The organism is Enterobacter sp. CP102 (assembly GCF_025152625.1).
GTDB lineage: Bacteria > Pseudomonadota > Gammaproteobacteria > Enterobacterales > Enterobacteriaceae > Enterobacter > Enterobacter soli.
Map to the genome: position 1 here is coordinate 2,863,365 of NZ_CP104014.1, position 14,460 is coordinate 2,877,824.

The 14,460-nt window shown below is 51.6% G+C and carries 16 protein-coding genes; 5 read left to right on the forward strand and 11 right to left on the reverse strand.

Translation table 11 applies throughout. The features are described from left to right. The 6 genes from otsA to N1249_RS13600 form a co-directional block, all read right to left on the reverse strand. A complete protein-coding gene (otsA, locus tag N1249_RS13575) occupies positions 1-1,425 on the reverse strand; it encodes an alpha,alpha-trehalose-phosphate synthase (RefSeq protein WP_257273396.1) in 1,425 nt (474 codons plus the stop codon). Beyond that, positions 1,400-2,194, reverse strand: a complete 795-nt coding sequence (gene otsB, locus N1249_RS13580) for a trehalose-phosphatase (protein WP_257273397.1) — start codon at positions 2,192-2,194, stop codon at positions 1,400-1,402. The genes otsA and otsB overlap by 26 nt, the downstream gene beginning before the upstream one ends. Before the next feature lie 176 nt (positions 2,195-2,370). Then, positions 2,371-3,351, reverse strand: coding sequence for an L-arabinose ABC transporter permease AraH (gene araH / locus N1249_RS13585; protein WP_257273398.1), 981 nt, complete (start codon positions 3,349-3,351; stop codon positions 2,371-2,373). Positions 3,352-3,365: 14 nt separating this feature from the next. Then, positions 3,366-4,880, reverse strand: coding sequence for an L-arabinose ABC transporter ATP-binding protein AraG (gene araG, locus N1249_RS13590; RefSeq protein WP_014070727.1), 1,515 nt, complete (start codon positions 4,878-4,880; stop codon positions 3,366-3,368). Positions 4,881-4,956: 76 nt separating this feature from the next. Continuing rightward, the gene (araF, locus tag N1249_RS13595) at positions 4,957-5,949 is read right to left on the reverse strand and encodes an arabinose ABC transporter substrate-binding protein AraF (RefSeq protein WP_166715898.1); all 993 of its coding nucleotides are present in this window, start codon (positions 5,947-5,949) and stop codon (positions 4,957-4,959) included. Between the two features lie 316 nt (positions 5,950-6,265). Further along, entirely contained in the window at positions 6,266-6,823 is a 558-nt protein-coding gene (locus tag N1249_RS13600; RefSeq protein ID WP_259830056.1) for a DJ-1/PfpI family protein, read from the reverse strand. Positions 6,824-7,373: 550 nt separating this feature from the next. Here N1249_RS13600 and N1249_RS13605 point away from each other — a divergent pair. Together N1249_RS13605 and N1249_RS13610 are read left to right on the forward strand one after the other, a co-directional pair. After that, positions 7,374-7,877, forward strand: a complete 504-nt coding sequence (locus N1249_RS13605) for a non-heme ferritin-like protein (RefSeq protein WP_259830058.1) — start codon at positions 7,374-7,376, stop codon at positions 7,875-7,877. Positions 7,878-8,034: 157 nt separating this feature from the next. Beyond that, positions 8,035-9,378 carry an anaerobic C4-dicarboxylate transporter gene (locus tag N1249_RS13610; RefSeq protein WP_257273402.1) on the forward strand — a complete coding sequence of 448 codons (1,344 nt, stop codon included), beginning with the start codon at positions 8,035-8,037 and terminating at the stop codon, positions 9,376-9,378. A 79-nt stretch (positions 9,379-9,457) separates the two neighbouring features. Here the strand turns inward: N1249_RS13610 and N1249_RS13615 are convergent, their stop codons facing one another. Continuing rightward, entirely contained in the window at positions 9,458-9,709 is a 252-nt protein-coding gene (locus N1249_RS13615; RefSeq protein ID WP_014070732.1) for a DUF2766 family protein, read from the reverse strand. A 107-nt stretch (positions 9,710-9,816) separates the two neighbouring features. Then, positions 9,817-9,900, reverse strand: a complete 84-nt coding sequence (azuC, locus tag N1249_RS13620) for a stress response protein AzuC (RefSeq protein WP_014832437.1) — start codon at positions 9,898-9,900, stop codon at positions 9,817-9,819. A gap of 213 nt (positions 9,901-10,113) precedes the next feature. Here azuC and N1249_RS13625 point away from each other — a divergent pair, with 213 nt between their 5' ends. Then, positions 10,114-11,532, forward strand: a complete 1,419-nt coding sequence (locus N1249_RS13625; RefSeq protein ID WP_259830061.1) for an MFS transporter — start codon at positions 10,114-10,116, stop codon at positions 11,530-11,532. A 72-nt stretch (positions 11,533-11,604) separates the two neighbouring features. On the opposite strand, the gene N1249_RS13630 is transcribed toward N1249_RS13625, so the two are convergent. Next, positions 11,605-12,243: an RpiB/LacA/LacB family sugar-phosphate isomerase gene (locus tag N1249_RS13630; RefSeq protein WP_014070734.1), complete on the reverse strand. Its 639-nt coding sequence runs from the start codon at positions 12,241-12,243 to the stop codon at positions 11,605-11,607. A 276-nt stretch (positions 12,244-12,519) separates the two neighbouring features. Between N1249_RS13630 and N1249_RS13635 the strand changes: the two genes are divergently transcribed. Then, positions 12,520-12,858 (forward strand): YecR-like lipofamily protein, encoded by a 339-nt coding sequence (locus N1249_RS13635; protein WP_257273404.1) that lies wholly within the window; start codon positions 12,520-12,522, stop codon positions 12,856-12,858. 203 nt (positions 12,859-13,061) lie between these two features. After that, positions 13,062-13,559 (forward strand): non-heme ferritin, encoded by a 498-nt coding sequence (gene ftnA / locus N1249_RS13640; RefSeq protein ID WP_014070736.1) that lies wholly within the window; start codon positions 13,062-13,064, stop codon positions 13,557-13,559. Between the two features lie 37 nt (positions 13,560-13,596). On the opposite strand, the gene N1249_RS13645 is transcribed toward ftnA, so the two are convergent. Both N1249_RS13645 and N1249_RS13650 read right to left on the reverse strand, forming a co-directional pair. After that, complete coding sequence (locus tag N1249_RS13645) at positions 13,597-13,833, reverse strand: YecH family metal-binding protein (protein WP_166715910.1); 237 nt, start codon at positions 13,831-13,833, stop codon at positions 13,597-13,599. Between the two features lie 71 nt (positions 13,834-13,904). Continuing rightward, positions 13,905-14,246, reverse strand: coding sequence for a hypothetical protein (locus N1249_RS13650; RefSeq protein WP_182061548.1), 342 nt, complete (start codon positions 14,244-14,246; stop codon positions 13,905-13,907). Positions 14,247-14,460 lie beyond the last annotated feature (214 nt).

Below are 14,460 nucleotides of genomic sequence, written 5' to 3' on the forward strand. Positions count from 1 at the left end.
TTATGCCAGCTTAGGGAATGTCGCGACTTTTTTTTGTAAACGTTGCTCCGTATCCCGCGGCGTGATACTGCGCAGATCGCGAATAAAACGCGCCTGCCAGTGGTTAATGTCATTTTTATGGATGGTATCCAACATCTCCGCATGACGTGAAATACGCTCAGTAAGCGGCATATTCAGCGCACGATCGAGTGCATTAGCCACATCATCGCGATCGTAAGGATTCACGATCAGCGCAGAGGTCAATTCGTTTGCCGCCCCGGCAAACTGTGACAACACCAACACCCCAGGATCGGCAGGATCCTGCGCGGCGACATACTCTTTCGCTACCAGATTCATGCCGTCTCGCAAAGGTGTCACCAGCCCGACATCGGCATAGCGGAAAACCTTCATCAGGATCTTCCGCTCAAAATGCTGGTTTAAATAAAAGAGTGGCGTCCAGCCTAATTGCCCGTAACGACCGTTAATGCGCCCCGCTTCCGTCTCTAACTGATGACGAATATCCTGGTAGGCCTGCACTTCACCACGTGAGGTGGGCGCTATCTGGGTGTAGCGAATTTTACCGTGATGCTGAGGGAATTTTTCCAGCAGTGCTTCATAGGCAAGAAAACGCTCCGGCAAACCTTTGGAGTAATCTAATCGTTCAACCGAAAAGATATTCTTAACATGCTTGAGTTCATTCTTAAGCTGCGCCAGTTTTGGCGGCAACGGCCCAGCGGCCTGCCCGGCAATTTCATCAGGCTCGATACCGATAGGATAGACATCGGTATGGAACGGTTTGCCCCACGCGGTATGCGACTTGCCGCCATTGGTTACCAGCCGGGTTTTGCCTGAGACGCTATCGAGGAATGCCAGCCGGTCATTTTCGGTCTGAAACCCCAGCAGATCGTAGTCACATAACCCTTCCAGCAGCTCTTCATGTGGCGGCAGCGCGTTGAATATTTCTGGCGTAGGGAACGGAATATGCAGGAAAAAGCCGATCCGGTTATTCACACCGCGATTTCGCAGCTCTCTGGCAAAGGGGAGCAGATGGTAATCGTGCACCCATAAAATATCGTCCGGCTCGATTAATGGCAGCAGTTTATCCGCCAGCAGCGCATTAACCCGCGTATAGCCCTCAAAGGAACCGCGCTGAAAGTTCACCAGATCCAGACGATAGTGAAACGCAGGCCATAACACGGCATTCGAGAACTCAGAGTAATACTCTTCGTAGTCTTTCTCATTGAGAGCGAAGGACGCCCATGTAATGTTGCCCCGCGTCACTTTCTTCAGGGGCTTATCTTCATTACTGATATCACCGCTCCAGCCAAACCACAGGCCTCCGGCGGCTTTTAAGGCACCTAACACCCCTACAGCCAGACCCCCTGCGCTGGACTTCTTATCGTCCGGTGGTGCAATCCGGTTAGAGATGACGACTAAGCGACCCATACTGGCTCCTCCCGCTGTGTTGTGCGATTTGCTGATTAGCGACATCCGTTATCCACTGCCAGACACTGCCGACATTACCCAGACGCCATCCGGCGTTTGTTTCACCCGGTCCAACTTTTACCGATATGCCTTTGGCCCGGTTGACGACTGCAAACCCGGTTTCATCCGTCAGGTCATCGCCGATAAATACCGGCGTCCGCCCTTTAAACGGCGCGGTTCCCATAAAGGCACTGATTGCCGCGCCTTTGTTGATCCCGGCAGGTTTTATCTCGACCACGCATTTCCCTGGCTGAAGCGCCAGTTGAGGATGTGCATCCACCAGCGTCTTTGCCAGCGCAAGCACCGCGGCTTCATGCTGCGGCGCCTGACGATAGTGCAGCGCAAAGGCCATGCCTTTGGCTTCAAGCTCCGTGCCTGCAAGCCGGGCAAGCTCAGACGTAAGCTGCGTGTGCAGCAGAGCAATTAAATCATCCGGGAGAGAAACGATATGGGTTTGGTCATGGATGTCGCGGCGCTCCGCTCCGTGGACACCCGCCAACGGAAAGCGATAAGGCCTGGCGAGCGTATCCAGCTCGGCCATTGAACGCCCTGATATCAATGCCAGTGCTCCCTCATTCATCTGCGAGAGCTGATCCAACATCTGAAGAACCGCAGTGGGTATGACCACCTGGTCGGGATGCGGTTTTATCTCGGCGAGTGTGCCGTCGAGGTCAAAAAAGAATGCAAAGTGTCCGGGCCGTACAGGCGGTGCAGTTAACAGGTCAGCCACCCTCTTCCTCCTTACAGGGTTTTGTGAGGTAAAACCGTTACCCCATCATTAGCCATGTAAGTATAGACAGTGTGACGTTGCTCGCCATTCAGGAACCCACCAGCCAGGGAAACTGGCCGGTGGGTTAGAGGGTCAACTACAGTTATAGGTTGGGTCGTAAAAAGGTGGGAAATGGCTTAAACGGTGCGCTTCGCTTTTTGCTTGTAACGGTCGAAGATTACCGCTGCCAGCAGGATCAGGCCACGTACCACATACTGCGAGAACGGCGAGATGTTCAGCAGGTTCATGGCGTTTTCTACCGTCCCCAGGATCAGAATACCGGCCACCACATATGAGATTTTTCCGATGCCGCCTTTCAGGGATACCCCGCCCAGAACACAGGCTGAAATCACAATCAGCTCATAGCCGATAGAGGTCATTGGCTGACCGCTGGTCATACGCGATGCCAGGATAATCCCCGCCGCTGCCGACACCAGTCCGGACAATACAAAGATGATTATCTTGGTGCGTACCACCGGAACCCCCGCCAGACGCGCCGCTTCTTCATTACCGCCAATAGCCAGCGTATTGCGACCAAAGGTGGTGCGGTTAAGCAGGAAGCCGAACAGGATAAGACAGGCCACCGTCAGCCAGATTGGCGCAGGCAGACCTAACCAGTTGGCATAACCCAGGGTAAAGAAGCGCTCGTCTTCAATCCCGACCGCTTTACCGTCAGAGATGATATAAGCCAGACCGCGCACAATTTGCATTGTCGCAAGGGTGGTGATCAGCGCGTTAATCTTAAGGCGCGCAATCACGAAGCCGTTCACCAGACCGCTTATCACCCCAAGCAGCAGCCCGGCAAAGACACCAATCCACAGGCTTTCGGTCATATTGATGACCACCGCCGTTGTGACGCCAGCACAGGCAATCACAGAGGCAACAGACAAATCAAAATCGCCGGACGCCAGGCAGAACAGCATCCCACAGGCCACCATGCCAGACATGGAAATCGCCAGTCCCAGCCCCTTCATATTAATGAAAGTGGCAAAGTTCGGGACAAACAGGGAACAGGCGATGAACAGGGCGGCAAAAACCACCAGCATCCCGTACTGATCCCAGATGCGGCCAAAACTGAATGCCGACTTTGGTGATCCAGATGTAGTAACAGAGGACATCATTAACTCCTTACTCAGGCGACAGCCTGGCTAACTTTAGGCATGGCGAGACTCAACGCCTGTTGTTCATTCGCCTGTTCATGAAGCAATTCACCGGCAATTTCACCTTCACGCATCACCACAATGCGGTCGGCAACCCCCAGCACCTCTGGCAGATCGCTTGAGGCGAACAGCACTGCCACACCGCGTTTTGCCAGTTCATAAATCACGTTATAGATTTCGTGCTTTGCCCCAACGTCGATTCCGCGGGTGGGTTCATCCAGCAAAATGACCTTCATATCTTCCGACAGCCAGCGGCCTAAGATCGCCTTTTGCTGGTTACCGCCGGAGAGGTTCATGATTAACTGCTCCGCCCCCGGAGTTTTAATATTTAACGACCGGATGTGATGATCGGCGTTGCTCGACTCCCAGCCATCGTTAATCAGGCAGCCAGCGCGGATAAACTTACGCCTTGCTGAAATGTTGATGTTGTCGCGCACCGAGTGCACAGGAATGATCCCTTCGGCTTTGCGGTCTTCCGGGCAGAGCATCATCCCTGCCCTGATGGCGTGGGCGGGTTTGCGGATATCGACCTGCTCGCCGTCGATAGTGACCTGCCCTTCGGTGATGCGCGTCCCGCCAAACAGCCCTTTCATTAGCTCGCTGCGCCCCGCCCCGACAAGGCCAAACAGCCCAACGATTTCACCGCTGCGTACCGATAATGAAATCGGCGTACGTACGCCAGGCGCTTTGACGTTATCCAGACGCAGGCGTTCAGGACCATACTCTCTGGATTTCCAGTGATAAATATCCCCCAGCTCGCGTCCGACCATCGCCTGCACCAGCTGATCGTGATTGACCTGCTGCATGTCGCTAAAGGTGCGGACATAACGCCCGTCTTTGAACACCGTAATCGCATCGCTGAGGGCGAAAATTTCTTCCATGCGGTGCGAAACGTACAAAATAATGCGACCTTCTTTACGCAGCTCGCGTATTACGCGGAACAAGTTTTCAATTTCGCGCGCAGAGAGCGAACTGGTAGGTTCATCGAAGGCAATAATCTTGGCGTTACGCGCCAGCGCCTTCGCAATTTCCACCATCTGCCACTGGCCAATAGAGAGATACTTCAGGGGCGTTTGTGGATCGACATCCAGCCCAAGGTGTTTTAATTGCAGCCCCGCTTCATAATTGAGTAGCGAACGATTTACCACGCCACTTTTGTGCGGGAGCTGGCCTAAATAGATGTTTTCAGCCACCGTCATTTCAGGGATCAGGTGCAGCTCCTGATAAATGATGGCCACACCCGCATTCAGTGCGGCTGTGGTGTCGGCAAATGCCACCTCTTCGCCGCGAATGGCAAGCGTACCGGTGGTTGGGGTGTAATTGCCGCTGAGGATTTTCAACAGCGTGGATTTCCCCGCGCCATTCTCCCCCATCAGGGCGTGAACCTGGCCGGCATAGCAATCGAAGCTGATATCGGTCAGCGCGTTTACACCGGGGAATGTTTTACCTATGCCGCGAAAAGAGAGATACGGTAAGGACTGTTGCATAACGACTCCGTGATTCCTGTAGTGTGTACGTCTGGCCCCTCACGGCGACATGAGGGGCACAATCACAGCGAATTACTTATGACTTACCGCCCAGTCCTTTTTTCGCCAGCTCCTCTTTGAAGTTATCGCGGGTGATCAGCACCACGTCGGTTACTTCGGTGAATTTCGGCGGTTCCGCCCCTTTGGTCACCCAGTTGTAGAGCATTTCACTGGATTTATAGCCGTGTACGTCCGGGCTTGGCAGCAAAGAGCCGTAGAAGCCGGTCGCCTGGGCTTTAGAGAGTTCGCTCACGGCGTCAACGCCGTTGATACCAATACCGATAACGTCTGGTGCTTTGAAGCCCTGGCCTTCTGTTGCACGCACACCGCCGAGCACGGTGTTGTCGTTCATACCGACCACCAGCCAGTGTTTCACTTCAGGATGCTGTACCAGCATGGAGTTAGCCGCATCAAACGCCCCCGGAATGTCGTTGGATTTGGTCGGCACTTTATAGATCTGTTTTTCAGGGAAACCGGCCGCTTTCAGGGCATCCATCGAACCGGTGGTGCGGCGGCGGGCAGTGTCCAGCTCATCCGCGGTAATGGCCATCACGCCTGTTTCTTTCACATCCCAGCCGCGTTTTTGCATCTCTTTATAGAGTTCCTGGCCCTGGCGTTCACCGATTTTGGTGGCTGCCATCATCACCAGCGGCACGGAGTCCATTGGTTTGCCTTTGGCATTGACGAACTGGTCATCAACGGCGATGACTTTCATGTCATAGCCACGCGCTTTTGCGGCAATCGCGGAACCGAGTTTTGGATCAGGCGTACAGATGACGAATCCTTTCGCGCCGCTGGCTGCCAGGCTATCAATGGCATTCAGGGTCTTTTCACCGTCCGGCACCGCAATTTTAATGACGTCAAACCCTAAATCTTTCCCGGCTTTATCAGCGAATTTCCATTCTGTCTGGAACCAGGGTTCTTCAGGTTGTTTTACCAAAAAACCGAGTTTTAAATTTTCTGCGATAGCGGATTGTGACATAACAGCAGCCAGTCCAACGGCCGCCAGAGCTTTAGTAAATTTGTGCATGGTAAACTCCAGCTTTAGCATTCTTTTCTGTAGGGAATATTTGCGTGCTTCTTATTTAATCGGACTTAAAACAAGGCATTAGCGCTTACCTTGTCATAAGCGTTAGTGCTGGTGATAGTTTTAGCGGGAAATTAATCATCCATAAGAGAGCGCCATCACACCGCAGAATTACAGTAATTGCGTACATAAATTCAGCGGAAAATGACATAAAAACGGCAGATATTGTCGGACAAATGAAAGACAGCTAAGCAGAATTATCCATAAGGTCAGCTAAGAAATCCCTGTAAGCCGGACGCCATAACGCCCGGCCAGAAAATTACCAGGCGTAATAGATGTGATCGGCGTGATCGCGCACCGGAATTTCGTCACCCAGCAGACGCGCAGAAAGGGTCAGCGCAAAATCAAAGGCGTGTCCAAGCCCTTTACCACTGATGAGATTTTTGTCCTCCACCACCGGCGCATCGACATAGACGCCGTCGCTGGCCTGCTGCCATAAATCACCGGAACAGACGTAACGACGCCCCTTCAGCAGGCCATTCGCGCCGAGCACCCGGGCGGCAGCAGAGCAGATCGGGCAGATAAATTTGCCGCTTTCATCATGCGCCGCGACAAAACGCAGGACATCCCTGTTGGCCGCCAGATTTACGCTCCCCTGCGGCCCGCCGGGCAATACGACGGCGTCATACAACGTATCGATACGTTCCAGCAACGTACTGTCTGCCACCATGGGGATATCGTGGTAGCTCACCACGGCACGAGACTCCGCACAGGCGAGCGTTTCCACTTCAATATTCATGCGACGCAGAATATCAATCGTAATAATTGCCTCTGCTTCTTCAAACCCTGGTGCCAGCAGCACCGCAACCTTAGCCATTTTTACCTCACCATTTAATAAAAAGATAAAACGATGTTTCATTTTTTCATAATGCGCGAGAACAAACTTCCGTTCGGATCACAGAAATAGGCACAGGGAAGAAAAATGATCTGGCGCAATTTTTCGATAACATCATATATTTTCGGAAAGATATATTGTTTTCCCATTGATTATCGCGCTGCACATTACACCCATCTCCTTGTTATTTTCTCATTGCGATAATCTATATGATAAATACTCAAAACCTTTAATTTCAATAAGTTAATAAACCATTAAATGTGTACTCATGTTTAGGTATTTAAACTATATTAAAATTTGTAATGTAACGTAAAATAAACAGTATTAAGAGTTTTCTTACTCCCCTGACAAGGGTATGCTTATTTGTATCGAACACAGGATGTGAATATTCGAGAACATTCAGTAAAAGCAGAATATCTCTATTCTGCCCTCCGTTATCGTGCGCTGATTACGTTGTGCGGTAAGCATCTACAACCTGCCGGGCCAGGTTAAGCAGCGGGCATTCATGCCCACAGTAAATAAGGATATTAGTATGACTACCCAAGCGATGATTCAGAAACTTAATGCCCAGATGAATCTGGAGTTTTACGCCTCTAATCTGCATTTGTATTTGAGCGACTGGTGCTCTGAGAACAGCCTCAACGGTACAGCCACCTTCTTTCGCTCCCAGGCGCAAAGTAATGTCACCCATATGATGCGTGTCTTTGATTTTATGAAACATGTTGGGGCTAATCCTATCGTTAAAGCCATCGACATGATGGAAGACGATTACTCCTGTCTGGAAGACCTCTTCCAGAAAACACTGGAAGAGTACGAACAGCGTTGCACCACGCTAAACCGCCTGGCGGATGAAGCCAGGGCGCAGAAAGACAGCACGACGCTGCATTTTTTGCAGGATATGGGCAAAGAGCAACAGCAGGATGGTGTGCTGCTGAAAACCCTGGCGGCTGAGATCCATAATGCGAAACGTGCCGGGTTATGCCCGGAGCAGACCGACCGCCATTTACTCGATATTGTGAATTACCAGCACCATTGATCCTGCTGCCTGCATCTTCTTCCCGGTGCAGGCGCCCTTCTTTCTTATCAACTCCCTGCTTTTTCTGACATTTAACAAATCAGATCTCGCTCCCAATGAATATCCCTACATCATGTAATGATTTGCGTAATTTCATTATCATCGACGAGGGAGCTTCATGATTACCATCGAGTTTATTGTCATTATCCTCTGCCTGCTGGCGGGAACACGGTTCGGCGGCATGGGTCTTGGCCTGATAAGCGGTATCGGTCTGTTCATTTTGTGTTTTGTCTTTGGTCTGCAACCGGGCAAGCCCCCGGTTGACGTGATGCTGACGATCCTGGCCGTTATTGGCTGTGCGGCCACATTGCAGACGGCAGGCGGCCTGAATGTGATGATGCAATTCGCCGAGCGGCTGCTGCGTAAGCACCCGCAGCACATCACGCTCCTGGCTCCTTTTACCACCTGGATGCTGACGTTTTTATGCGGGACCGGGCATGTGGTTTACACCATGTTTCCCATCATTGCCGATATCGCACTGAAAAAAGGCATTCGTCCTGAACGCCCAATGGCGGTGGCTTCTGTGGCCTCGCAAATGGCGATCACCGCATCTCCGGTGTCCGTGGCGGTGGTGTCTCTGGTGTCGATTCTGGGTGCGCAGCACGGAATTGGGCACGCCTGGGGGATCCTTGAAATCCTGGCGGTATCGGTTCCTGCGTCACTGTTTGGCGTGGCTATCGCGGCGCTCTGGAGCCTGCGGCGCGGCAAAGACCTGGCCGATGACGCGGAGTTTCAGGAGCGGATCAAAGACCCTAAACAGCGCGAGTTTATTTATGGTGGCACGGAAACGCTGATGAACCAGCGCTTCCCGAAACAGGCGTACTGGTCGACGTGGATCTTCTTTGCGGGGATTGCGGTAGTCGTGCTGCTGGGGGCGTTGCCAGAGTTGCGGCCAGCCTTCGACGTGAAAGGCAAAATGACCGCCCTTTCAATGAACCTGGTCATCCAGATGATGATGCTGATTGCCGGGGCCGTAATGTTAGTCGTCTGTAAGGTCAATGCGGCAACCATCTCGAACGGTGCCGTATTCAAAGCCGGGATGGTCGCGATTTTCTCGGTATTTGGCGTGGCGTGGATGAGCGACACCTTTTTCCAGGCGCACCTGGATGAACTAAAAATGGCGCTTGAAGGCGTGGTGAAAAGTCATCCCTGGACGTATGCCATCGTGCTGTTTCTGGTTTCTAAGCTGGTCAACAGTCAGGCTGCCGCGCTCACGGCCGTGGCGCCGATGGGGTTAATGCTGGGTATCGATCCTAAAATGCTAATCGCTTTCTTCCCGGCCTCTTACGGCTATTTTGTCCTGCCCACCTATCCAAGCGATCTGGCCTGTATCGGCTTTGACCGTTCAGGAACCACGCGCATTGGCCGGTTTATCCTTAACCACAGCTTTATACTGCCGGGGCTGATTGGTGTGAGTTGTGCGTGCGCGGCGAGTTATTTACTGGTGCAGACGTTCTTTTAAGGGCCTCTCCGGGCGACAGTTCTGTCGCCCTTCGACGTTTTTCAGAAAAGTGTTTCTAATTTCAAAACATCGGTTTATTTTAGTGAGACTCACCCTGCGGTGTGAATCGTAATTCGATTAACGCAATGGCTTTCTGGATAGCACGGAGCGTAACCGGGTCTGCCGCAGCAGGATGGCTGGTGAAATCGATGGTTTTCAGTTGGCTGGACATTTTTTCGCGCACTTCAACCGGCGCAATCACGTCCAGCACATCAAGGATTTGTTTGATAACCAACTGACATGCAACGACGTCAGACACCAGTTCCTGATCGGCGCTCAGGTTTTGAGACATAGGCTTTCTCCTTATTTAAAGGCAGCCATAGTAGCAAAACGTGGGCCCTTTCATCTCCCTCTCGTCGTTTACAGGCATAAAAAAACCTGCCGAAGCAGGTTTTTCCATCAGAACATAGCACCCGGTGGTACGTCTTTAAATGTGTTGCAGTAGTTAGCCCACATGCTTTTCAGGATTTTGCGCAGTTTCATTGTGATACTCCGGTAATTTGTTATGCAGGTGTTATTGTCAATGCGCTTATAATATGACCACCATCACAAAAATCAATATTTTTGTGACCTACATCACGATTATAAATCCACCTGTGCTGCCAGGTTGTTAAGAAAAATCGCGGTAAATCCGTAAGTTACGCACCTATAAATTCCAGTAAATTTTTATAATTTTTTTTGATACGGCAGGAAAAAATGAGTGAAAACATAACCGGCAAAGAGAGTCGGGGCTTGTCGCCTGCGGCGCTGTTGGTTGCCGGTGCTTTCTTTATGGAGTTTCTTGACGGCACGGTTATCGCCACAGCGCTGCCGGACATGGCAAAAAGTTTTGGCGTGCAGGCGGTTGACCTTAACATTGGCATCAGTGCGTACCTGATTACGCTCGCCGTGTTAATCCCCGCCAGCGGCTGGATTGCCGACCGCTTCGGCGCACGCAAGGTGTTCGCCCTTGCACTGGCCATCTTCACCCTGGCATCGGTATTTTGTGGCCTGTCTACGACGGTTGATCAGTTCGTCGCCATGCGTGTACTTCAGGGAATGGGCGGCGCGCTGATGGTGCCCGTTGGCCGCCTGGCCGTTTTACGCACCACACCAAAACACCAGCTTATTACCGCTATCGCCACGCTAACCTGGCCCGCGCTGGTTGCCCCGATTATTGGCCCGCCGCTCGGTGGTTTTATTACCAGCTATGCAGACTGGCGCTGGATCTTTTTCATCAATGTCCCGTTGGGTATCACCGCTATTATTCTGGCGCTGAAGATCATTCCCGACCTTCATGAAGATGCCCGTCGACCTTTTGACTTACCGGGTTTTGTCGCCACAACGGTGGCCATGGTGAGCCTGGTGTACGCGATGGAATCCATGGGGGGGCAGCATATACAGGAGGGACTGACGCTGCTGCTGTTAGCCATCGGCTCCGCCGCTCTGATCTTCGCCCTTCGCCATTTCCAGCGCGTGCAGTGGCCAATGATCCGCCTGGATGCGATGCAGGTTCCGACCTTTCGGGTAACGATGTACGGTGGTTCGCTGTTTCGCGCATCAATAAGTGCCGTCCCTTTCCTGTTGCCGCTGATGTTCCAGGTCGGGTTTGGCATGGACGCGTTTCATTCCGGCCTGCTGGTGCTGGCGGTATTTGTGGGGAACCTGACGATTAAACCGGCAACCACGCCGCTCATCCGCCGTTTAGGATTTAAGCGCCTGCTACTGATCAATGGCGCATTAAACGTGCTGGCGCTGCTGGCCTGTGCGTTTCTCACCCCGCATACGCCCGTCTGGCTGATTATGCTGATCCTCTATCTGGGTGGCGTGTTCCGCTCGATTCAGTTTACCGCCGTGAGCACGCTGGCTTTTGCCGATGTTCCGTCCGCCCAGATGAGCTATGCCAACACGCTGTTTTCCACCGCCACGCAGCTTGCCGTTGGGCTGGGCATTACGCTCGGCGCTATAGGTATTCGTATTGGCGAAAAGGTCAGTGATGCCATTGGGATGGTGGCGATACCCGGCATCAGCTTCCGGCTGGCGTTTGTGGTTATCGCGCTTATTTGCCTGGTTGGGATGTTTGATACTTTACGCCTGACCAAAGATGCAGGCAGCGCAGTGTCGGTGAAGAAATAAAAAAGCCCGATATTGCTTATCGGGCCTGTGATGCACACTGTTTGTCGGCCGGGTCATCCGGCCGGCACGGGATTAGCCTACAATCCCACGAACAAAGGCTTCAATCTCTTTGTCCTGGCAGTTTTCGAAGAAGCACTGCTGGAAACGCTGGCCGGTTACGGCGGTTTTCACCAGCTCAGGATCGATAGCGCGCAGGGTATCCAGATAATTTTCTTTCACCACCGCCGCTTTCACCTGGTTCAGGATCCCGGCGTTACGCACCTGCGGCTCTTTACGCTCTGGTGGATAACCTTCACCTTTACGGCCAGTAAAGGCTTTTTCGAAGATGAAGCGCACGTTCAGTTCGGCACCCCAGCCAAAGCCTTTGGCAAATGGCAGTGACAGCGCGTTACCGTTGTTGATCTGTGAAAACAGGAATGCGTCAGCCGGGTCAATGCAATACCCGCAGATAACGCCCGGGTGAATGTTCAGGGACATCAGCGCGCCCTGCCCTGTACCGCAGCCGGTCACCACGAAATCCACGGCTTTGGAATTCAGCAGAATGCTCGCCATAATCCCCAGGTGGATGTAGGTCAGATGATGATCGTTTTCATCACTCATCCCGACGTTATACACCGGGAAGCCTTTCTCATCGGCAACAGCGTTCAACTCGTTAAGGATGATGGCATTTTTACCTGCCTGGCTGTTTTCCATCATCAGTGCAATTTTCATCTTTACTCTCCTGAATGCGTTGCGGGGTAGCCCGCCGTGGATACCTGAAAACATCACCTTACTATCAAATAAACGTGCTTTCAAATTAAGTGAAAACTTGTTTTAAAAAACAGAAGCACGCTCACAAATTTGTGATGATTCAGCGCGAAACACGCGCCTGTGGCAGCTGTGTGGCACGCCGTTGCAAAGAGAAAGGCCAGTTTGTCTGGCTATTCCTGGCATTGCGTCAGGCATCTGCGGTTAGGATAACGTATCTCCATCTATTCAGAGCGATATATGAAAAAAGTATTCGTTGCCGCTACGCTCCTGTTACTTGCGGGATGTTCCGTCACCCGCAAGGCAGAAGTGAGTAACCTGGATGCACCAAACGGGATAGTCCGTCTCGACTACGGCCAGGCAATGCTTCAGAACGCCCATTATGATGACTACGTCACCAACGGCACCGCGGCAAAAGCCTGTCAAAGCATGGGTTATGCAACTGCCTCAGCCTACGGCCAGCCGATTAAAACCTGTACCCTGATCAGTGGTTCACTGTGCCTGAACGAAACCGTCACCATCCAGTACAAGTGCATGGGTTATGCCGTTAATCCAAACAGCGCGAATCCCTGGTATTAATCCTTACTGCCAGCGCTGACTGGCAGTATATTCAATTAAGAAAAAAAACAATTCGCATTAATATATATAAATGAGCGCCAATGCGTTTTATTCCCATTCGTATTTTTAATAAAAAGTTATTTATTTTACTTTTTGCAAATAATTAAATAACAAATTATAGTGTCGCTCATCGTGAACCAGAAATAATAAACCGGAGCTGCACCATGCTGAAAACTGAAATGATCGACAAGCTCAATGCTCAAATGAACCTTGAACTGTACTCATCCCTGCTCTATCAACAGATGAGCGCCTGGTGCAGCTATCACAGCTTTGAAGGTGCGGCAGCATTTCTGCGCCGTCATGCTCAGGAAGAGATGACGCACATGCAGCGTCTGTTTGATTATCTGACAGATACGGGCAGCCTGCCGCGCATTGCCACCGTAGAGTCACCGTTCGCAGAGTACGCTTCTCTGGATGAACTGTTCCGTGCTACCTACGAACACGAGCAGCTGATCACCCAGAAAATTAACGAACTGGCGCACTCAGCAATGACCAACCAGGATTATCCAACCTTTAATTTCCTGCAATGGTATGTTGCCGAGCAACACGAAGAAGAGAAGCTGTTTAAATCCGTGCTGGATAAATTATCTCTGGCGGGCAAATCCGGTGAAGGTCTTTACTTTATCGATAAAGAGCTTTCCACTCTCGATACTCAGAATTAATGAACATACGGAGCTGAATATTCAGCTCCGTACTGTTTTAATGGCGGCAAATTTTACTTTCGTGCGTTGAAAACCCTTCCGCAGCCGGAATAAACTTGCCGCGTGCCGCCAGAAATGCCACCAGCTCACCCGCCGTCATCTCTTCTGCTGAACAGGTATGAAAACGTTCTTCTGCCCCAAAACGCGCCTGAATAGCCGCAACCAGGCTTTGCTCTGTGTACTGCTCGCCAGACTCAATCATCATATTGAGCACTTCATGTCCGTGGATCGACATTCTTATCCCCTCTGAAAAGAAGTCAGCAGACTATACGCTCAAGGGGAAATGCGCCTTGCGCTGGCGCAGGTTTACATGCACCCCGCACAGCTGGTACATCGCCAGTCATGAGGATTAACAGCCTGGTAGAAGTAACGATAATTCGCCGTTTCCAGCGGAACACCGGCATCGAAGAAGAGATCGGTCAGCCACTCGACGTTTTCGATGATCCAGTCGTCTTCCGTCAGTCCCTGGGCAAAGGTCTCATCTTCCGGGTCAATAATCGAATAGATTGCCCAGGTGCCCATGTCTTTGTCCTGCCGGGACTCCGGGAGCGTCAGCGCTTTATCCTGCCAGCTGATGATCCAGTGCCCGTGACAGAGTAAATTACCTCCGCGACTCCAGGCAGCCGTGAATGGATTTGTCCCCGCCATTACCCCTCACTTTTTTTGATAATTTATCTTTACTGTTTAAGGTACGCCTGATTTTCGCGCGATAACATTGCCCTTATGAAGTAGGCAAAACCCCAAAAAGGATCAGTGAGTTGCCCAGGATTAATCCCACCGGGCAAAGTGTAAAGTAATCATTACACTGCTTGTAACGGTGATTTGACGAGATAGTGCTTTTCCCTTACTCTGCGCCGCAGAT